At 72.2% G+C, this 17,922-nt stretch carries 23 protein-coding genes and 1 pseudogene; 19 read left to right on the plus strand and 5 right to left on the minus strand.

Annotated elements, in window-relative coordinates:
* Positions 1-253 precede the first annotated feature (253 nt).
* The 12 genes from OHA91_RS20535 to ygfZ all read left to right on the plus strand — a co-directional run bounded on the left by OHA91_RS20535 (position 254) and on the right by ygfZ (position 9,591).
* Positions 254-1,507: a hypothetical protein gene (locus tag OHA91_RS20535; protein WP_408059244.1), complete on the plus strand. Its 1,254-nt coding sequence runs from the start codon at positions 254-256 to the stop codon at positions 1,505-1,507.
* An 88-nt stretch (positions 1,508-1,595) separates the two neighbouring features.
* A complete protein-coding gene (locus tag OHA91_RS20540; RefSeq protein ID WP_031154254.1) occupies positions 1,596-2,321 on the plus strand; it encodes an LmeA family phospholipid-binding protein in 726 nt (241 codons plus the stop codon).
* 162 nt (positions 2,322-2,483) lie between these two features.
* The gene (locus tag OHA91_RS39885; RefSeq protein ID WP_350206375.1) at positions 2,484-2,567 is read left to right on the plus strand and encodes a putative leader peptide; all 84 of its coding nucleotides are present in this window, start codon (positions 2,484-2,486) and stop codon (positions 2,565-2,567) included.
* A gap of 177 nt (positions 2,568-2,744) precedes the next feature.
* The gene (locus OHA91_RS20545; protein WP_031154256.1) at positions 2,745-3,590 is read left to right on the plus strand and encodes a sulfurtransferase; all 846 of its coding nucleotides are present in this window, start codon (positions 2,745-2,747) and stop codon (positions 3,588-3,590) included.
* 54 nt (positions 3,591-3,644) lie between these two features.
* Positions 3,645-3,935: a DUF1416 domain-containing protein gene (locus tag OHA91_RS20550; RefSeq protein ID WP_030030422.1), complete on the plus strand. Its 291-nt coding sequence runs from the start codon at positions 3,645-3,647 to the stop codon at positions 3,933-3,935.
* A gap of 128 nt (positions 3,936-4,063) precedes the next feature.
* Entirely contained in the window at positions 4,064-4,327 is a 264-nt protein-coding gene (locus OHA91_RS20555) for a DUF3099 domain-containing protein (protein ID WP_031154258.1), read from the plus strand.
* A 114-nt stretch (positions 4,328-4,441) separates the two neighbouring features.
* Positions 4,442-5,251: a hypothetical protein gene (locus OHA91_RS20560; RefSeq protein ID WP_328739718.1), complete on the plus strand. Its 810-nt coding sequence runs from the start codon at positions 4,442-4,444 to the stop codon at positions 5,249-5,251.
* Complete coding sequence (locus OHA91_RS20565; protein WP_078959451.1) at positions 5,248-6,117, plus strand: hypothetical protein; 870 nt, start codon at positions 5,248-5,250, stop codon at positions 6,115-6,117. The genes OHA91_RS20560 and OHA91_RS20565 overlap by 4 nt, the downstream gene beginning before the upstream one ends.
* Positions 6,114-7,196, plus strand: a complete 1,083-nt coding sequence (locus OHA91_RS20570) for a hypothetical protein (protein WP_328739719.1) — start codon at positions 6,114-6,116, stop codon at positions 7,194-7,196. Before OHA91_RS20565 ends, OHA91_RS20570 begins: the two co-directional genes overlap by 4 nt.
* A 270-nt stretch (positions 7,197-7,466) precedes the next feature.
* Positions 7,467-8,039, plus strand: coding sequence for an FABP family protein (locus OHA91_RS20575; RefSeq protein WP_030659031.1), 573 nt, complete (start codon positions 7,467-7,469; stop codon positions 8,037-8,039).
* A gap of 79 nt (positions 8,040-8,118) precedes the next feature.
* Positions 8,119-8,601 (plus strand): Fur family transcriptional regulator, encoded by a 483-nt coding sequence (locus OHA91_RS20580; RefSeq protein WP_328739720.1) that lies wholly within the window; start codon positions 8,119-8,121, stop codon positions 8,599-8,601.
* Positions 8,602-8,622: 21 nt separating this feature from the next.
* A complete protein-coding gene (gene ygfZ / locus OHA91_RS20585; protein ID WP_031154267.1) occupies positions 8,623-9,591 on the plus strand; it encodes a CAF17-like 4Fe-4S cluster assembly/insertion protein YgfZ in 969 nt (322 codons plus the stop codon).
* 9 nt (positions 9,592-9,600) lie between these two features.
* Here ygfZ and dtd read toward each other — a convergent pair whose 3' ends face one another.
* A complete protein-coding gene (dtd, locus tag OHA91_RS20590; protein WP_030771205.1) occupies positions 9,601-10,026 on the minus strand; it encodes a D-aminoacyl-tRNA deacylase in 426 nt (141 codons plus the stop codon).
* 136 nt (positions 10,027-10,162) lie between these two features.
* Here dtd and OHA91_RS20595 point away from each other — a divergent pair, with 136 nt between their 5' ends.
* Genes OHA91_RS20595 through OHA91_RS20605 form a run of 3 tightly spaced genes read left to right on the plus strand, consistent with a single transcriptional unit; the run spans position 10,163 to position 12,856 of the window.
* Entirely contained in the window at positions 10,163-10,744 is a 582-nt protein-coding gene (locus OHA91_RS20595; protein ID WP_031154268.1) for an RsiG family protein, read from the plus strand.
* 46 nt (positions 10,745-10,790) lie between these two features.
* Positions 10,791-12,035: a GNAT family N-acetyltransferase gene (locus OHA91_RS20600; protein WP_031154269.1), complete on the plus strand. Its 1,245-nt coding sequence runs from the start codon at positions 10,791-10,793 to the stop codon at positions 12,033-12,035.
* Positions 12,036-12,064: 29 nt separating this feature from the next.
* Positions 12,065-12,856, plus strand: a complete 792-nt coding sequence (locus tag OHA91_RS20605) for a putative protein N(5)-glutamine methyltransferase (protein ID WP_031154270.1) — start codon at positions 12,065-12,067, stop codon at positions 12,854-12,856.
* 34 nt (positions 12,857-12,890) lie between these two features.
* Here OHA91_RS20605 and OHA91_RS20610 read toward each other — a convergent pair whose 3' ends face one another.
* Positions 12,891-13,205, minus strand: a complete 315-nt coding sequence (locus tag OHA91_RS20610; protein ID WP_031154272.1) for a hypothetical protein — start codon at positions 13,203-13,205, stop codon at positions 12,891-12,893.
* A 168-nt stretch (positions 13,206-13,373) separates the two neighbouring features.
* On the opposite strand from OHA91_RS20610, the gene OHA91_RS20615 reads away from it, so the two are divergent.
* From OHA91_RS20615 to OHA91_RS20625, 3 genes and pseudogenes are all read left to right on the plus strand, one after another.
* Positions 13,374-13,577, plus strand: a complete 204-nt coding sequence (locus OHA91_RS20615; protein ID WP_051893377.1) for a hypothetical protein — start codon at positions 13,374-13,376, stop codon at positions 13,575-13,577.
* 24 nt (positions 13,578-13,601) lie between these two features.
* Entirely contained in the window at positions 13,602-14,015 is a 414-nt protein-coding gene (locus OHA91_RS20620) for a DUF6188 family protein (protein WP_328739721.1), read from the plus strand.
* Positions 14,012-14,598: pseudogene (locus tag OHA91_RS20625) on the plus strand (hypothetical protein). The gene OHA91_RS20620 and the pseudogene OHA91_RS20625 overlap by 4 nt, the downstream one beginning before the upstream one ends.
* Positions 14,599-14,937: 339 nt before the next feature.
* Here the strand turns inward: OHA91_RS20625 and OHA91_RS20630 are convergent.
* From OHA91_RS20630 to OHA91_RS20640, 3 genes are all read right to left on the minus strand, one after another.
* A complete protein-coding gene (locus OHA91_RS20630; RefSeq protein WP_266500077.1) occupies positions 14,938-15,942 on the minus strand; it encodes an NADP-dependent oxidoreductase in 1,005 nt (334 codons plus the stop codon).
* 171 nt (positions 15,943-16,113) lie between these two features.
* Complete coding sequence (locus OHA91_RS39890; RefSeq protein WP_031154277.1) at positions 16,114-16,452, minus strand: aldo/keto reductase; 339 nt, start codon at positions 16,450-16,452, stop codon at positions 16,114-16,116.
* Between the two features lie 59 nt (positions 16,453-16,511).
* The gene (locus OHA91_RS20640; protein ID WP_328739723.1) at positions 16,512-17,204 is read right to left on the minus strand and encodes an SDR family oxidoreductase; all 693 of its coding nucleotides are present in this window, start codon (positions 17,202-17,204) and stop codon (positions 16,512-16,514) included.
* Positions 17,205-17,319: 115 nt separating this feature from the next.
* Between OHA91_RS20640 and OHA91_RS20645 the strand changes: the two genes are divergently transcribed.
* A complete protein-coding gene (locus tag OHA91_RS20645; RefSeq protein WP_328739724.1) occupies positions 17,320-17,895 on the plus strand; it encodes a TetR/AcrR family transcriptional regulator in 576 nt (191 codons plus the stop codon).
* Positions 17,896-17,922 lie beyond the last annotated feature (27 nt).

Genomic DNA, 17,922 nt, shown 5'->3' on the forward strand with positions numbered 1-17,922 from the left:
GGGCCAGGGCCATGTCCAGGCTCCGGCCGAGGGGCAGGCGGCCTGGGGCGCGCCGGGCACCGGCCAGGAGCCACAGGCCGTGGCTCCGGAGGGCTGGTTCCGGGACGAGGCTCCGGCGGCCCCGGTGCAGGACTGGTCGCAGGGTGGCGGCCTGGGCGCGGGTGCGCCCGCTGCCGCTGCCGAGACGGCGTATCTGCCGCCCTATCCGGGTCCCGGGCAGGAGCAGGGCGCCGCCGCGGAGCAGACCGCCTACCTGCCGCCCTACCCCGGGCCCGAGCAGCAGCAGGCCGTGGCTCCGGAGGGCTGGTTCCGGGACGAGGCTCCGGCCGCTCCGGCGCAGGACTGGTCGCAGGGCGGCGGCCTGGGCGCGCCGGGTGCTCCCGCGTCCGCTGCCGCGGAGCAGACCGCGTATCTGCCGCCGTACCCGGGTCCCGGGCAGGAACAGGGCGCCGCCGCGGAGCAGACCGCCTATCTGCCGCCCTACCCCGGGCCCGAGCAGCAGCAGGGCGCCGCCGCGGAGCAGACCGCCTACCTTCCGCCTTTCCCCGGCCCCGAGCAGCAGCAGGAGCCCCACGTGTCCGGCGCCGAGCAGACGGGCCCGGGGTACCGCCCAGCGGCAGCCGGGGGACTGCCGCCCCAGGCGGCCGCCCACCCGGCACCGGCCGCGGTAGCGGCCCCGGCCGGGAGCGCCGCCGAGGCGCCGGAGGCCACCGACTGGTCCCCGCCCACCCTCGCCGGGAACACCGTGCGCGCCGTCGACCCGGCCCAGGCCCGCGCCGAAGGCCGGTCGCCGATCATCGACCCCGGCCCGCAGCCGGCCATACTGACCGCCGCCCTCGGGCTGCTGCTCGCCGCGGCCGCCGCCCTCGGGCAGTACGCCCTGCTCGTGCCGCTGATCGCCCTCCAGGGCCTCACCGCGGCCGGCTGGTTCCGGCTGAACGGCATGTGGCCGGCCCGGCAGGGCATCGCCCTCGCCTTCGCCGGCGCCCTGGCCGCCGACGCGGCCGTGCTCGCGGTGGAGGAGGCGCACGGCGCCGGCGCGATCGTCGGCACCCTCGGCGCCTGGGTGCTGCTCACCCTCGTGCTCCAGCTGCGCAGCCAGGCCGATCCCGACGAGCGGATGTACGGGCTGATGGCCTCGGTGGCCTCGGCCGCCCTCGCCGTCATCTGCGCCGGCTACCTGGCCGCCGACACCGCCGCCGTCACGGTCGGCGCGGCCGCCGTGGCCGTCGCCGTCTTCGTCCGCGCGCTGCCGCTGCCCACCGCCACGTCCGTCGGCGTCTCGCTGGCCTCGGCCGCCGGCGCGGGCGTCGCGGTCGGCGGGATCACCTCCGTCGGTGTCGGCGGGGCGCTGCTCGGCCTGGTCGCCGGGGTGTGCGCGCTGGTCGGGCTGCGCGTGGCGGCGTACGACTACCCGTCGAAGTTCGTGCACATGACGGCCGGTGTCGCGCTGCCGCTCGCGGCCGCCGCCCCCGCCGTGTACCTGATCGGACGGGTGGTGGGCTGACCTGCGCCGTCACACCACCGCTGACGGTCTCCTGACGGCCGGACATGGTCAACTAGACCGCACGTACCGATAAGTAGGGGGAGGGCACGTGCGTATCCTGCGCGTCGTTGTGATCATCGGAGTGGTGCTCGGAGCCTTGTTCGTGGGCGCGGACCGCTGGGCGGTCGGCTACGCCGAGAACCAGCTGGCCGACCGAATACAGGCCCGGCAGGGCCTGGCCGGCAGCACGGAGGTGGAGATCCACGGGTTCCCCTTCCTGACCCAGGCCCTCAGCCACGACCTGGACCGGGTCGACCTGAAGCTCAAGGGCGTCGAGGTCGCCGCCGAGGGCCGCAAGACGCGGCTCTCGGAGCTCGACGCGAGCTTCCGCGGCGTGCGGCTCAACGGTGACTACAGCGGCGGCACGGCCGAGCGCGCCGAGGGCACCGCGCTCATCACGTACGCCGACCTGACCGCGGCCTCCCAGACCGGCGCGACCCTGTCCTACGGCGGGGCTCCCGGCAAGGTGAAGGTCACCGCGTCGGTGGACATCGCCGGCCGGAAGCTGTCGCGCAGCGTGATCTCGACGATCACGCTCGTCGACGCGCCGGACGCCAAGGGCGGCAAGGGCGGCAAGATCGTCCGGGTGCACGCCGAAGAGGTGCCGGGCGAGGGCATCCCCGGCCTGGAGCGGCTCGTACGGCGGCAGACCGACTTCGACCGCAACATCGAGGGCGGCCTCCCGGCGGGCCTCCAGCTCTCGGCACTGACCTCGGACGAAGCCGGCGTGCACCTCACCCTGGGCGGCTCGAACGTGGCGATGGCCGGATCGTGAGACAGGGCGGTCCGATCCGCAGAAGGGCGGGCCGCGCGGCGGGCCCCGGGGGCGCCGGGGCGCCCCGGAAAAGGTGTTCTCATCCCACCATTCGGACGATCCTGTCTCGGAATATGACACACCGGTGACAGGGCGGCTGATTCGTCCCTACGATCCATGGCTATGAAGCATCAGCAGGCGGACCTCACGAAGCGACGGGCAGTAGACCTGTGTCGCGTCGCCGCCATGCTCTGTCGATCCATGTGACGTGTGAGCGCATCCGCTCCATCAGCCGGACGACGGCCCGACAGGCCCATCCCCGCGTGACCGCACCTGCCTCCTGACCCCTGACGCCTCCCCGCGCAGGAAATCGAGCGCACCCGCAGGCACGCAGCACAGCGCACCCGCACCGCCCCGCCGCACACTGCCCCGGAGGAGATCACCATGAGCCGCAGCGACGTCCTCGTAGACGCCGACTGGGTCGAGGCCCACCTGAACGACGCCGACGTCGTCATCGTCGAGGTGGACGAGGACACGTCCGCCTACGACAAGAACCACATCACCAACGCCGTCCGGATCGACTGGAAGAGCGACCTCCAGGACCCGGTCCGCCGCGACTTCGTGGACCAGGAGGGCTTCGAGAAGCTCCTCTCCGCCAAGGGCATCTCCAACGACGACACCGTCGTCCTCTACGGCGGCAACAACAACTGGTTCGCCTCCTACGCCTACTGGTACTTCAAGCTCTACGGCCACCAGGACGTCAAGCTCCTCGACGGCGGCCGCAAGAAGTGGGAGCTCGACTCCCGCGACCTGGTCGACGGCAAGGACGTCCCGAACCGCCCGGCCACCCAGTACAAGGCCAAGCCCCAGGACACCTCGATCCGCGCCTTCCGCGACGACGTCGTGGCCGCGATCGGCTCCCTGAACCTGGTCGACGTCCGCTCCCCCGACGAGTTCTCGGGCAAGCTGCTCGCCCCGGCGCACCTCCCGCAGGAGCAGTCGCAGCGCCCCGGCCACGTGCCGAGCGCCCGCAACATCCCGTGGTCGAAGAACGCCAACGACGACGGCACCTTCAAGTCGGACGACGAGCTGACCGCCCTCTACCAGGCCGAGCAGGTCGATCTGGCGAAGGACACCATCGCCTACTGCCGCATCGGTGAGCGCTCCGCGCTCACGTGGTTCGTGCTGCACGAGCTCCTGGGCCAGGAGAACGTCAAGAACTACGACGGCTCGTGGACCGAGTACGGCTCGCTGGTCGGCGTGCCGATCGAGCTCGGCCCCAACAAGTAATCCCGGGCACGCGACGCCCTCGTAGTACAACCCCTCCAGGACAGGACAGAGAACATGTGTGGAGCACAGATCGGCGGGCCCGACCTCGCGACCCTCAAGCCCGGTGAGACCGCGATCCAGGGCCAGGTGACCAAGGACGGCGAGCCCGTCAGCGGCTACGTGCGGCTGCTGGACTCGACCGGCGAGTTCACCGCCGAGGTCCCGACCTCGGCCACCGGCCAGTTCCGCTTCTACGCCGCCACCGGCTCCTGGACGCTGCGCGCGCTCGTCCCGGGTGCCCAGGCGGACCGTGCCGTCGTGGTCGCCGAAGCCGGCGGCGTGACGGACGTGGCGATCGCGGTCTGAGCGCCGCACATGTGATCGCCTGATTGATCGGCCGAAGGGCCGCACCCCCGGGGGTTGGACGCCACTGGAACGGGGTGCGGCCCTTCGCGCCGTTCCCTGCCCGGACGGGCCGTCCTACCCTTGGAGGCATGTACGCCCGGCGCCGACGCGCCTACTTCCTGCTGATGGGCGGATGCCTGGTCCTCTTCGTCTCCGCCTGGTCCTTCGTGCGCCTGTGGTCGGTCGAGGCCGCCGTGGCCATGTGCGTCGTCGCCATGGTGATCCCGCCCGTCGCCGCGATGATCGCGAACCGGCGCGGGCCGGACGACCGCTGGTGGGACGACCCCTCGGGCGATCCGAAGTCCGACGAATGGTGGGACGAACTGGACGGAAAACGGCGCCGCGAGGACTGAAGCGCACACGAGACAAGAACGTGATCAGGCTTCGTACAACTGCTCTGCCGCACTGTGGGTCATGGGGTACGCGCGGGTAACCAGCCCGCGCTTCCGGTTTTGTGGGGGACCCCGTTGGAACACGAACAGACCATCCCTGAGCAGCGGAAAGAGGGGGAGAGCGCACCGGAGCCGGACACTTCGGCCACTTCGGCCGCTTCGGCCCCGCGCCGACGCCGCGCGGGGCGCACCACGCTCCTGATCGCGGGCGCCGCCGTGCTCGGTGTCCTCGCCGGCACCGTCACCGGCTACGCGGTCCAGTACCACCGCGAGCCCACCCCGCTGCCGCCGCTGGCCCAGCAGAAGATTGACGGGCCGAAGCCGGCCGCCATGAACGACGCGACGAGCCGGCGCTCGATCAACGCCACCCGCTGGCACAAGGCGGACGAGGACCTGGCCAAGAAGCTGCTGGACGTCCCCGGCGGTGTGCAGGACAGCTTCTCGGGACCCGTCTCCACGGACGCGTTCTCGGCGGACTACTTCCTCGAGCCGTCCCAGGCGGTCGGCTCGCTCATCAGGGATGCCAAGCGGCTCGCCACAGCCCGGTGGGCCGAGAACGACCGGAACTTCATCGAGATCAACCTGCTCCAGTTCCGCGACCGCGCGGGCGCCGACGACTTCTACACGGAGATCGTCCAGTACATGCCCGACAAGGACCACGCGGGCAACACGGGCAAGGACCTCCCGGGCGCTCCGGCGGACTTCGGCCACATGTGGATCGACTCCAAGGCGCACCAGGAGCCCGGTTACCACCCGATCCGGCAGGGCCGCGCCGTGGTCCGGCGCGGCGACATCGTGATGAGCATCGAGTACACGAACAACCGCGGCGACGTCGACGAGAAGGCCCTGGTCGAGCTGGCCAAGCGACAGATGGAGCGGCTGTGAGCGAGCAGCAGAACGCAACCGGGCCCGAGTCGGCGCCCGCACCCGTAGCGGCGGCCGAGGCCGAGCCCGTACCCGCAGTGGCGGCCGAGCCCGCGGCCGAGCCCGCCGCCGCGCCCGTGCGCAAGAAGAACCGCAGGACGCTCGCGCTGGTCTCGGCGGCCGTGGGCGTCGTCGTCCTCGCGGGCGGCGGTGTCGCCGCCGCGGCCGCGCTCGCGGACGCCGACCGGACCTCGCCGACGCGGTACTGGGTGGCCGAGGACCACACGACCGGCGGCACGGCGGCCCCGGTCCCGTCCGTGCCGCCCAACGAGCTGACGGGCAAGCTGATGCCGCTGCCCGCCAACTACTGGCCCGGTCCCGACCTCGACCCCGAGGGCAACTACTACTACCTCCCGAGCGACAAGGCGCTGCAGAGCTTCAAGGACGCCCGTACGGGCCTCTCCAGCAGTGAGCGGGCCGAACGGGACAAGTTGCTGGCCGATCTGAAGCTCAAGGGCATGGCCGGGCGCAGCTACGGCCGCGGCGAGGGCTACGGAGGCGCGGTCGCCGAGATCCGGCTCATCCAGGCCGATCCGCAGCAGCTGGCCAAGTTCGCCGAGTTCACCAAGAAGCTCATCGAGCTCACCGCCGCCGGCGGGGCGCCCCAGGTGGAGGGCTACCCGCAGGCCAAGTGCGGGCTGGACGACTCGCTCAAGGGCGGGAAGGACGGCAAGGAGAAGATCGACGCCCTCGACTGCGTGGCCGTCGAGGGGGACGTCCTCGTGACCTTCCGCATGTACGGGAGCAAGGGATTCGCGGTGAAGGACGCCGCGGGCCTCTTCAAGCAGCAACTCGACCACCTCAAGTCCCCCGGAGAGTCCGCGTGAGCAGCGAGCAGACCACCACCGGCCCCGAGGCGGAGCCCACGCCCTCGTCCGAGCCCACGCCGGCCGCCGAGGCCGTGGCCGAGCCGGCGCCGGCCGCCGAGCCCGCGCCCGCCGCTGAGGCCGTGACCGAGCCAGCGCCCTCGCCCGAGCCCGCGCCCTCGCCCGAGCCCGCGCCCTCGCCCGATGTCGCTCCGGAGCCCGTGCCCGTGCCCGAGACCGTGCCGGTGCCCGCCGCCGCGCCCTCGTCCGAGGCCTCCCCCTGGGCGGCCCCGCCCGCACCGCCGAAGGACCGGCGGGCGCTGCGCGCCGCCCTGCGCTGGACCGCCGCCGTCGCCGTCTTCGCCGCGGTCGGCGCCGGGGTCGCGTACGGGATCACCGTGCCGGAGCGCACCGACATCCCCGGCCTGTCCACCGAGGGCGACGGCCGCTGGACGTTCCCGCAGCTCTCCCAGCCCGCGCTGCCCGCCGGCGCCCCCCTGCCCCAGGGCCCGGACAACAAGGACGGGACGCACTACGCCCAGCTCACCGGCCTGCTCCTGCCCGCTCCCCAGGGCGCCAAGGCCGACGACGCGGTCAAGGCCGACAAGGACGGCACGGTGCCGGTCGACTCCTTCCTGGAGGAGTACGCGCCCGAAGCCCGCGAGAAGCTCAAGACGTCCCTCGAATGGGACGGGCTCCGGCAGATCGTCGGCCGGGGCTGGACGGCGCCGGACGGCACGCGCACGCACGTCTACCTGCTGCGCTTCCACTCGTCGGGCTTCGTGGACGCCTTCAAGGGCTGCGACACCAACGCGCAGCTGAACGGCGTCTCGGCCCTGGACCTGGACGACGTCTGGAGCAAGGCCAAGAACACCCAGATGAACAGCACCACGCTGGACTTCCCCGGGGCCGCCAACTTCGACGGCACCGACCTCAGCGTGTACCAGGAGATGAAGCCCGTCACCGGCGAGGAGCAGACCAAGGTCGGCTGCCTCCGGACGGGTGACGTCCTGGGCATGGTCATCCAGTCCCGCAAGGGAGACGTGGCCCCCGTCCCCTTCCACCAGACGGTGATCCTGCAGAGCCAGCTGCTGGGCTGACCGCCGGGGGCCGACCGGTACGGCCCACCTCACACCGTGCGCCGGTCCCCGGGCCAGTAGGCTTGGGGACCGGCCCCGTACAGCCCCGAAACGATTCCGAGGAGCACCCCGTGCTTGAGGCAGTCTTCACCTCCCTGCTGGTCCTGGTCTGCGTCGGCGTCATGGCCTTCACCGGCCTGGCCGTCAAGAAGCTGTACCAGGGTCAGCGCTGAGCACCGGCTCAGCTGACCGCCCCGGAACCCCTCCCACAGATCGCCTGAGCAGCCACACATGATCCAGATCCCGTCCGACCTGAACCCGGGCCTCGTCCCCCTCGCCTTCCTCCTCGGCAACTGGGAGGGTGCGGGAGTCTTCGACTTCCCCGGCGAGGAGAAGTGCAACTTCGGCCAGGAAGTCGTCTTCAGCCACGACGGCCGGGACTTCCTGGAGTACACCTCCCACACCTGGGTCCTCGACGCCGAGGGCAACAAGGTGCGGCCCCTGGAGTCCGAGTCGGGTTACTGGCGCATCGACAAGGACCGCAAGGTCGAGATCGTCATGGTCCGCGACCAGGGCGTCGTCGAGGTCTGGTACGGCGAGCTCGCCGACCAGAAGCCCCAGATCGACCTGGTCACGGACGCGGTCGCCCGTACCGCGGCCTCCGGCCCGTACAGCGGCGGCAAGCGGCTCTACGGCTACGTGAAGAGCGACCTCATGTGGGTCGGCGAGAAGGCCACCCCGGACGTCGAACTGCGCCCGTACATGTCGGCCCAGCTCAAGAAGGTCGTCACGCCCGAGGAGGTCGCCGAGATGGCGCGCAACCTCCCGGACATGCCGGACGACGGCATCGCCTTCTTCCGCTGAGCGGAAACCTCCCCAGGCTGTGCACGAAAGGGGACCGCGGGCTCGACCGCGGTCCCCTTCGCACACATACACTGACGGGGTGGTGAGCACCGAGAGCACCGAGAACGCCGTCGGCACCGAGGGAACCCCGGGCGCGGACTGGAAGACCGACCTGCGGCGGCGCGGCTACCGGCTGACCCCGCAGCGCCAGCTCGTCCTGGAAGCCGTGGACGCGCTGGAGCACGCCACCCCGGACGAGATCCTGGCGGAAGTGCGCAAGACGGCCTCCGGGGTCAACATCTCCACCGTCTACCGGACGCTGGAGCTCCTGGAGGAGCTCGGCCTGGTCTCGCACGCCCACCTCGGGCACGGGGCCCCCACCTACCACCTGGCCGACCGCCACCACCACATCCACCTGGTCTGCCGGGACTGCGCCGACGTGATCGAGGCGGACCTCGACATCGCCGCAGAGTTCACCGCGAAGCTCCGTACGACCTTCGGGTTCGAGACGGACATGAAGCACTTCGCGATCTTCGGACTGTGCAAGAAGTGCGCCGCCAAGCAGCGTGCCGCCCACGCGTAGCAGGGTCGTAGGCTTGGTCGCATGACCAGCAGCCCCTTGCTCCATCTTCCCGGCGCCGTCCAGGCCGAAGGCCGCGACGAGGGCGTCGCCGCCCACTACGGCGAGCTCTACGGCGAACAGCGCGCCCTCGCCGGAGGCCGCGGCTTCGTCGACCTCTCACACCGCGGGGTCGTCGCCGTCACCGGACCGGAGCGGCTGAGCTGGCTGCACCTGCTGATCACCCAGCACGTCACCGAGCTCCCGGCCGGGCAGGCCACCGAGGCACTGATCCTCTCCGCCAACGGCCACATCGAGCACGCGCTCTACCTCGTCGACGACGGCGAGACGACGTGGGCGCACGTGGAGCCCGGCACCCAGGGCGAGCTGATCGCCTACCTGGAGTCGATGAAGTTCTTCTACCGCGTCGAAGTCGCCGACCGCACCGAGGAGTTCGCGGTCGTGCACCTGCCGGCCGGCTCCATCGCCGAGGTCGCCAAGGACCTCGCCGTACGCGAGACCGCGTACGGCCGGGACGTCTTCCTGCCCCGCGCCGAGCTGGAGTCCTTCGCCGCCGCGCACGGACCGGCCGCCGGCCTCCTCGCCTACGAGGCCCTGCGCGTCGAGGGACACCGGCCGCGGGTCGGCCTGGAGACCGACCACCGCACCATCCCGCACGAGCTGGGCTGGATCGGCACCGCCGTGCACCTGCAGAAGGGCTGCTACCGCGGCCAGGAGACGGTCGCCCGCGTCCACAACCTGGGCAAGCCCCCGCGCCGCCTGGTCTTCCTGCACCTGGACGGCTCCGAGGTGGTCCTCCCGGCCCACGGCGCCCCGGTCCGGCTCGCCGCCGACGGCGAGGAGGGCCGCCAGCTGGGCTTCGTGACCACCGCCGTCCGCCACCACGAGCTGGGCCCGATCGCCCTCGCCCTGGTCAAGCGGAACGTCCCGGTCGACGCCCCGCTGCTGGTGGGCGGCACGGCCGCCGCCCAGGAGGTCGTCGTAGCCCCCTGACGCCCGGGCCTATACGTCGACGACGATGGTGAACGGGCCGTGGTTGGTCAGCGACACCCGCATGTCGGCCCCGAACCGGCCCGTCGCCACCGTCGCGCCGAGCGCGCGCAGCTGCGCCACGACCTCGTCGACCAGCGGCTCGGCGACCGGCCCGGGCGCCGCCGCGTTCCACGTGGGTCGCCGCCCCTTGCGGGCGTCGCCGTAGAGCGTGAACTGGGAGATCACCAGCAGCGGCGCCCCGTTGTCGCTGCAGGACTTCTCGCCCTCCAGGATCCGCACGGACCACAGCTTGCGCGCCAGCAGCGCCGCCTTCTCCGGCGTGTCGTCGTGGGTCACCCCCACCAGCACGCACAGCCCCTCGCCGACGATCTCGCCCACGGTCTCGCCGCCCACGACGACGCTCGCGCCGTCCACCCTCTGCACCACAGCTCGCATACCACCTGTGTACCAGCCGTGCACCCGTCCGGGGCCGATCGGGTGGAGTGGGACTGCACCGGGGCCACGGAGAGTGGCACGATGCACGCAGGCGGTGCGGGTGCGCCGCACCGGTCGAGGGGACGGACCCGTTCGTATGAATACTTCTGGTACCTCCGTACCTGCATCACCCGCTTCCGTCGCAGCTGCCGCGGTACGACCGCCCGCGCAGCGCACGGCCGAGACGCAGGAGCAGGGGCCCGCGGCCCCGGCCACCGCGCTCGGGCTGCCCGAACTGCGCGCGCTGCGCCGGGACGCGCAGCGCGACGAGGCCGATCTGAGCTACGTGCGCAGACTGCTCCAGGGCCGTATCGACATCCTGCGCGCCGAGCTCGCCCGGCGGACCGATCCCGAGGCGCCGGTGGTGGACCGGCTCTCGGTGATCCTGGCCGACGCTCCCTCCAGCCGCAGCGCCTCAGCCCGGCACGTCACGCTCGGCACCCCGCACAGCGAGGAGTACCGGGTGCTGGCGGCGGAGATGCTCGCCGACGTGGAGCTGTCGGACCTGGAGGCCCGCACCGACGGCGAACTGCACGACGGGATGGGGCAGCTGGTGCGCTACGAGCAGCAGGTCTCGTGGCGCCGACAGCAGCTCCAGCGCACGGTGGACGAGTGCAGTGCGGAGATCACCCGCCGGTACCGGGAGGGAGAAGCGCAGGTGGACGACCTGCTCGCGTAGGAAATTCGGGCGACCCGCGCCGGTCGGGCGATTAGCGTGGGCCGCTATGAGTGCTGACGTCCGGCCGATCGCCGAATCCGAACTCCACGACTGGGTGCGCGCCGTCCACACCGGTTTCCTGACCGCGACCCGGGTCACCGACTCCGATCTCGCCCAGCGCGCCAAGTACAACGATCTCGCCCGCGTCCAGGGCGCGTTCGACCCCGGCACCGGCCGCTGCGTGGGGGCCTTCCGGTCCTTCGCGCAGGAGTTGACGGTGCCCGGCGGGGCCGCCGTCCCCGTCTCCGCGGTCTCCAACGTGGGCGTGCTGCCCACCCACCGCCGCCAAGGCCTGCTGACCCGGATGATGGCCGCCGAGTTCGCCGCGGCCGCGGAGCGCGGCGACGCCCTGGCGACGCTGATCGCCGCCGAGTACCCGATCTACGGGCGGTACGGGTTCGGGCCCGCCACCGCCCTCACGGAATGGGAGATCGACGTACCGCGCACCGGGCTGGACCGGAGGTGGTCGGCGCCCGCGGACGGGGGGCGGATCGACCTGGTGGACGCCGCCGAGTTCCGGCGGTTCGGCCCCGGGCTGCACGACAAGGTGCGGGCGGCCGTGCCGGGGGCCGTGAACCGGGACGAGCGCTGGTGGAACCTGGCGACCGGGGTGGAGGAGATGTCGCACCGGCCCTACAAGGAGAAGTTCCACGCCGTGTACCGGACGGCGGAGGGCGAGGTGGCCGGCGTGGCCGTCTACACCGCCGACGACCACTGGACGGACGCGAAGGTCCCGCAGAACACCGTGCAGGTGCAGGACCTGCTGGCGCTCACCCCGCAGGCGGAGCGGGCGCTGTGGCACTTCCTGTGCTCCATCGACTGGGTGCTGAAGGTCCGCACCGGCTACCGGGCCCCCGACGACCTCCTCCCGCACCTGCTGCCCGACCCGCGTTCGGCCCGCGTCGTCACCTCCGCCGACTTCCTGTGGGTGCGGGTCCTGGATGTCGTACGGGCGCTGGGCGCGCGGACGTACGAGGTGCCCGGGGTCCTCGTACTGGAGGTCACGGACGAGGCCGGCCCGGCGGCCGGCCGCTACCGGCTGGATGCGGGGGCGGGCGTGTGCGAGCGCACGCAGGAGGCGGCCGACCTGCGGCTGGACGTGTCCGCGCTGGGATCCTTGTACCTCGGTGAGGCGTCCGCGGTGCGGCTGGCCGCGCTCGGGCAGGTGGCCGAGGAGCGGCCGGGCGCGGTCGCGCTGGCGGACGCGGTGTTCCGTACCGCGCGCCGTCCGTGGTGTCCGGACGTCTTCTGAAATCGCGGACGGCGGACGGCGGACGGCGGATGACGGATACGGATCGAAGGGCTGAGGTTGTGACGTCACTTGTGGAGTCCCTGCGCGCGGCCGGCTGCGTCTTCGCGGAGGAGGAGGCGGAGTTGCTGAGCGGCGCCGCCCGGGACGACGCGCACCTGGCGCAGCTGCTGGCCCGCCGGGTGGGCGGTGAGCCGCTCGAACACGTAGTGGGCTGGGCGGAGTTCTGCGGGCTGCGCGTGCAGGTGGGCGCGGGGGCCTTCGTACCGCGCCGACGCACCGAGTTCCTGGTGGAGGAGGCGGTGGCGCTGACCCGGCCGGGTGCCGTGGTGCTGGACCTGTGCTGCGGGGTCGGCGCGCTGGGTGCGGCGGTGGCGGCGCAGTCACCGGGCGGGGTGGAGCTGCACGTCGCCGACATCGACCCGGCGGCGCTGGCGTACGCGCGGCGCAACGTGGCCCCGTACGGCGGCCGGGTGTGGGAGGGCGACCTGTACGCCGCGCTCCCGCCGGAGCTGCGCGGGCGGGTGGACGTTCTGGTGGTCAACGCCCCGTACGTGCCCACGGAGGAGATCGGGCTGATGCCGTCGGAGGCGCGCGACCACGAGCCGCTGGTCTCGCTGGACGGCGGGGCCGACGGGCTGGACATCCACCGCCGGGTCGCGGCGGGGGCCCCGGCCTGGCTGGCCCCGGGAGGGCGCCTGCTGATCGAGACGAGCGCCCGGCAGGCCCCGTCGACGGCGTCGGCGCTGACCTCGGCCGGTCTGTCGGTCCGGGCGGTCAGTTCGCAGGAGCTGTACGCGACGGTGGTGATCGGCACGTCCTGAGCGGGGCCCGCGGCCGGGGCCGGGGGCAGTGTGCCTACCGGGTGGCGAGCGCTCGGGAGGCCGGTACCCCGGTGCGCCGGGCGTACGCGAGCCGCTCGCGCACCTCGCGCAGGCTCCGCGGCCGGTAGCCGGGTCCGCAGCCGCAGCACTCCTGCCGGAAGTCGAGCCCGGCGTGCAGGAGCACGGACAGGACCCGCCAGGCGTCCCGGTCCCGCCGCGGCGGCGCCTCGAAGGCGTCGCCGGCGAGGAGGAGGGCCCGGCGGCACCGGGGGCAGCGGTACTCGCGGTACGCGGAGTGCTTGAAGGACACCCGGCAGTCGAGGCAGACGTAGGCGGAGCGGCGCGGCATGCGGCCAGTCTCCGTCGGCGGAACGCCTTCCCGCCACCGGATTCGGGGTGCGGGGCAGGAGTTCGGATCCGCCAGACAGGCGGGAGTCCTGACCGGCGCGGTCCGCGCGGGCGTCCGCCTGGGGGGAGTGCCGGATGTCCACGACGGCTGTTGTCTTCGCTCTGGTCGGTGCAGTACGGGGTCCCGCGGGCCTGGTGGGTGTGGCTGGGAGTCGCGAAGGCGGCGGGTGTGTTCGCGGCCGTCGGGGTCGCGGCGTACTTCGCGGGGGCGGTGGTCACCGTGGTCCGGGCCCGGGCGTACGCGCACGTGCCGTTCCCGGTGGTCTATGCGGCGCCGGCGGTGGTCGCCCTGGCCCTCGGCTTCGGCGGCTGATCACATCAAGACGACGGTGAGGCGATGAACATGGCGACGACGACCCCGCCGGTGGAGGGCGCGGATCGGTGGATCCTGAACCTGCGGGGCCTGGCCGTCACCCGGATCGGCATCGACTTCCGGCTGACGCTGGTCCTCGACGGCGGCTGGGAGGTCGTCCTGGAGGCGCCGGCCCGGCTCTCGGTCGGGGCGCTCGGTTCCCGCCGAGCGGTGATACCGGAGATCCAGGACGTGGCTGCGGCCCTGCCGCTGTTCGGGGCCGAGGTGGCGTCCGCGGTCGCGTTCAAGTCCGGCAGCCTGCGGATGGTGTTCGACAGCGGCCTGCACCTGGTCTGCCCGGCCGTCGCGTCGTTCGAGGCCTGGCAGGTCACAGGGCCGCAGGGCCGGCGCTTCGTCTCGCTGCCGGGCGGTGGGCTCGCCACGTGGGGGACGCGTTGATCACGGAATACCAGCAGCGGCTGCGCGAGCGCTACCTCGCCGCCACCGTCATGCCGGCGCCGGAGCCGTGGCGGCCGGTATTGGACCGCCGGACTCCCGTCGGGGGGCTGCTCGGCATCGGCTTCGCCGTCGATCCCGACAGCGGGCACGACCTCGTCATGGTCGTGTCCCGCGACGGCCATGGCCTCTTCGACGCGGTCACCGGCGAGAAGGTCGCCCGCGACCGGGACCCGGACCCCGACACCAGCACTCCGGACGCGTCGCCGGAGCTCACCTGTCCCGGGCTCGGTCCGATCGAGGGCACGCCGGTGCGCATCGCAGGGCTCTTCGGCGGCGGCCTGCACAGCACCACACCGGACGGTTGGACCCTGGACGTCGTCAGCCCCGAGTGGCCCACGACCGCGTCCTCCTCTCCGCCGACGGCGGGGCCCGCAAGGGCCCGGCGGGAGGGACGTGGTGGCACGTCTTCCACTCCGAGCACTCGGAACTCCGTGCGGCCGGGTTCTCTCCCTCCGGCCTGACCCTGGCGGTCGCCACCAGCAGCGACCTCACCCTCTGGACCCGGCCCGGGCTCCGCTTCTGAGACTTAGCACGATAGGTGTTGTCATCCTTCCGTCCCGACCTGCCCTTTTGCGAAGCTCTGAGCGCGACATCTGTCGCCGAATTCGCATCCTTCCTGACGTGATCCGCACTCTTCGCAGGCAAGTTGTCGTCCGGACCGTGCTGCCGGTAGGCGACGCCCACGCCGTGCGCGGACACGGCGCGGGGTCGGCGCGTTCTCGTACGACGACGGGGTGGGCGTGGGGGAGCTGGACGGTGCGTTCGTGATCGGGTCCTGGTGTGGGAGAAAGGAGCGTGGGGCGGGTTCTTCTCGTTGTGGCGGGCGGCGTTCTCGGCGTCCGGCAGGGCCGTTGCCCTGGGTTCACGTCATGGAGACGACGACCTTGCCGGCCTTCGCGCGGCCTTTCTCGACGTACTCCATGGCCTGAAGGGTCTCGTCGAAGGGGAAGACCTGGTCGACGACGGGGCGGATCTTCCCGGCGTCGATGAGGGGGGTGAGTTCGCGCAGCTGGTCGCCACTGGCCTTCATGAACAGGAAGGAGTACGTGACACCGAGACGCTTGGCCTGGCGCCGGATCTTGGCGCTGAGCGCGGCGATGCCCAGGCGGAGCACCAGGTTCGAGCCGAGTTCGCGGGCGGTGGCCGTGTCGGGCGGGCCCGCGACGGAGATGGCCAGGCCGCCGGGCTTGAGGATGCGCAGGGACTTGGCGAGGTTCTCGCCGCCGAGGGAGTCCAGGACGAGGTCGTAGCCGGTGAGGAGTTCGGAGAAGTCCTGGGTGCGGTAGTCGATGACCTCGTCCGCGCCGAGGTCCTTGACGAGGTCGATCTTGGCGGTGCTCGCGGTGGCGGCGACGTGCGCGCCCAGTGCCTTGGCCAGTTGGATGGTGATGGATCCCAGGCCGCCGGCGCCCGCGTGGATGAGGACCTTCTGGCCCGGCTGGACGTTCGCCCGCTCGACCAGGGCCTGCCAGGCGGTCAGCGCGACCAGGGGGAGGGAGGCGGCCTCGGTCATGGTGAGCGTAGCGGGCTTGGCAGCCAGGTCGTCCTGGTGGACGGCGAGGAGTTCGGCGAAGGTGCCGATGCGGTCCTTGTCGGGCCGCGCCCAGACCTCGTCTCCCACCGCGAAGCGGGTGACGGACGATCCGACGCGGACGACGGTCCCGGCGAGGTCGTTGCCCAGGACGAGCGGGAGACGGTAGGGCAGGATCGACTTGAGGTCACCGTCGCGGATCTTCATGTCCAGTGGGTTGACACTCGCCGCGTCGATCCTGACCAGGACGTCGTCGGCGCCCACCTGGGGGTCGGCTATCTCGGTGGCACGCATGTTGGACGCGTCACCGTACTTCTCGACCCTGAAGGCCTTCATCGTCATCTCCGTTCGTGTGGTCTCCCGTTCAAGCGGGAGGGGTGTTCTGTCTGTGAGGGGTTTGTCTCTTTACGAGGCAGTCTGTGGTGTCTTCTGGTCCGCGCGCTCCGCGTCGGCACGGCAGTGGCCAGTCCCTGCGCGGAGAGCCCTGCGGCGGCCGTGTTTCCGGGCTCAGGCAACCGGCACGACCGGGGCGATGACGCTGCTCCCGTCGCCGCCCTGGAGGAGTCCCAGCGAGCCCGCGACGCCCTCGTGCGGTACGCCGAGCGGCATGGCGCCGACCTTGCCGAGGCGCGCGTACTGCTCGTCGGTGAGCTGGACGTCGAGGGCTGCGAGGTAGCTGTCGGCGCTGTCGAGGAAGGTGCCGCCGGCCTCGGCGAACCGGTCGAAGATCCGGCGGGCCTCGTCGGGCTCGGCGCCGGTGCCCCAGCCCGTGCCGAAGTTCGCGGTGCCGAGCGCGCACTCGGAGACGCGCAGTCCGGCCCTGTGGCCGAAGGCCGTGTAACGCATGAGAAGTCCTTGCGCAAGGGGGCCTGGAAGGCCGTCGTGCCGTGGTGGAGGGGTGAGCGTCAGCCCGCGTTCGGCTGGGGCGCCGCGGACAGGCTCTGCTTGACGTACCTGCTGGTCTCGTCGGCGAGGATCTCGGGCAGGCCGGTCTCGATGCCGTGAAGGGCCTGGGCCGCGACGTCGGCGGCGGCGACCTTCTGATCGGCGGGCACGCCGGCGGCCATGTCGGTGTCCATGTAGCCGACGTGCAGCGCCGAGACGGTGATCCCGCGGGGCGCCAGTTCCTCGCGACTCGCGTCGCTCAGCGCCCAGGCGGCGGCCTTGGAAGCCGCGTAGGAGCCGAGGTCTGCCGGGTGGAACCAGGACAGGGCGGACAGGACGTTGAGTACGGCGCCGCCGCCGTTGCCCTCGATGACAGGGGCGAAGGCCCGTGTGGCGGCGAGCGGGCCGAAGAAGTTGGTCTCCATCTCGCGACGTACCTCGTCCAGGTCGCCGCCGACCAGCGTCGCGCCGGTGGAGACGCCCGCGTTGTTGATCAGAAGCGTCGCGTCCGACGCGATGCGGGCGGCCTCCCGTATCGACTCCTGATCCGTCACGTCGAGGCGCAGTGGGCGGACGCCCGGCAGGTCGACCGTCTCGGGACGGCGGGCCGCCGCGTACACCTTGGCGCCATGCTCCACGAGCTGGGCGGCCAGGTGCCGCCCGAGGCCCCGGTTGGCGCCGGTGACCACCGCGACCGCGTTCTTGAGTTCCATGCTCGCTCCTGTCCTTCGCAGGTGCCGTCGGAGCACCCGCGTCATTTAGATTGCAAGCACAATCTAAACACAGGGCTATGATAGATGCCAGTCAACATCCAAACGGGAGGTGGCCATGGGCCGCGTATCGCAGGCGCAGGCGGAGGAAAATCGCCGGCGGGTGGTGGACACCGCGTCGCGGCTGTTCCGGGAGCAGGGCACCCACGTCAGCGTCGCCGATCTCATGAAGGCGGCCGGCCTCACCCACGGCGCCTTCTACAAGCAGTTCGCCTCCAAGGAGGCGCTCGTCGATGAGGTCACCGCCCACGTCTTCGATGAGATCGCACGGCGCAACGTGGCCGGGCTCGATCGGCACGACGGGCAGCGGGATGTCGCTCAGCGGGCCCTGATCGACGCCTACCTCTCCGTCGAACACCGTGACAACGCGGCGGACGGCTGCCCGGTCGCGGCTCTCGCCACCGATATCGCGCGCGGACCCGAAGGCCGCGAGGCGCGCCGTACCTACGCGGAGGGCGTGGCCGACTTCGCCGCGTTCCTCGCCCCCGCCGAGGCCGTCGGGGGCGGCGAGGGCGGCCTCGCTCGGCTGTGCACCCTGGTTGGTGCTCTGGTCCTGTCCCGGGCCGCCCAGGGCTCCCCGCTCTCCGAGGAGATCCTCGCCGCCGCGCACGCGGCCCTGACGGAAGCCGGCTGACCGGGGGCCCGGCATCGGGCGCCGCGC

This window comes from Streptomyces erythrochromogenes (assembly GCF_036170895.1).
In the GTDB taxonomy this organism is placed as follows: domain Bacteria; phylum Actinomycetota; class Actinomycetes; order Streptomycetales; family Streptomycetaceae; genus Streptomyces; species Streptomyces erythrochromogenes.

Coding starts and splice junctions, on each gene's coding strand:
- ygfZ (WP_031154267.1), top strand. CDS start 8,623: ATGACCAGCAGCCCCTTGCTCCATCTTCCCGGCGCCGTCCAGGCCGAA.
- OHA91_RS20555 (WP_031154258.1), top strand. CDS start 4,064: ATGTACGCCCGGCGCCGACGCGCCTACTTCCTGCTGATGGGCGGATGC.
- OHA91_RS39890 (WP_031154277.1), bottom strand. CDS start 16,452: ATGCGTTACACGGCCTTCGGCCACAGGGCCGGACTGCGCGTCTCCGAG.
- OHA91_RS20550 (WP_030030422.1), top strand. CDS start 3,645: ATGTGTGGAGCACAGATCGGCGGGCCCGACCTCGCGACCCTCAAGCCC.
- dtd (WP_030771205.1), bottom strand. CDS start 10,026: ATGCGAGCTGTGGTGCAGAGGGTGGACGGCGCGAGCGTCGTCGTGGGC.
- OHA91_RS20610 (WP_031154272.1), bottom strand. CDS start 13,205: ATGCCGCGCCGCTCCGCCTACGTCTGCCTCGACTGCCGGGTGTCCTTC.
- OHA91_RS20595 (WP_031154268.1), top strand. CDS start 10,163: ATGAATACTTCTGGTACCTCCGTACCTGCATCACCCGCTTCCGTCGCA.
- OHA91_RS20645 (WP_328739724.1), top strand. CDS start 17,320: ATGGGCCGCGTATCGCAGGCGCAGGCGGAGGAAAATCGCCGGCGGGTG.
- OHA91_RS20575 (WP_030659031.1), top strand. CDS start 7,467: ATGATCCAGATCCCGTCCGACCTGAACCCGGGCCTCGTCCCCCTCGCC.
- OHA91_RS39885 (WP_350206375.1), top strand. CDS start 2,484: ATGAAGCATCAGCAGGCGGACCTCACGAAGCGACGGGCAGTAGACCTG.
- OHA91_RS20620 (WP_328739721.1), top strand. CDS start 13,602: ATGAACATGGCGACGACGACCCCGCCGGTGGAGGGCGCGGATCGGTGG.
- OHA91_RS20600 (WP_031154269.1), top strand. CDS start 10,791: ATGAGTGCTGACGTCCGGCCGATCGCCGAATCCGAACTCCACGACTGG.
- OHA91_RS20630 (WP_266500077.1), bottom strand. CDS start 15,942: ATGAAGGCCTTCAGGGTCGAGAAGTACGGTGACGCGTCCAACATGCGT.
- OHA91_RS20545 (WP_031154256.1), top strand. CDS start 2,745: ATGAGCCGCAGCGACGTCCTCGTAGACGCCGACTGGGTCGAGGCCCAC.
- OHA91_RS20605 (WP_031154270.1), top strand. CDS start 12,065: ATGACGGATACGGATCGAAGGGCTGAGGTTGTGACGTCACTTGTGGAG.
- OHA91_RS20640 (WP_328739723.1), bottom strand. CDS start 17,204: ATGGAACTCAAGAACGCGGTCGCGGTGGTCACCGGCGCCAACCGGGGC.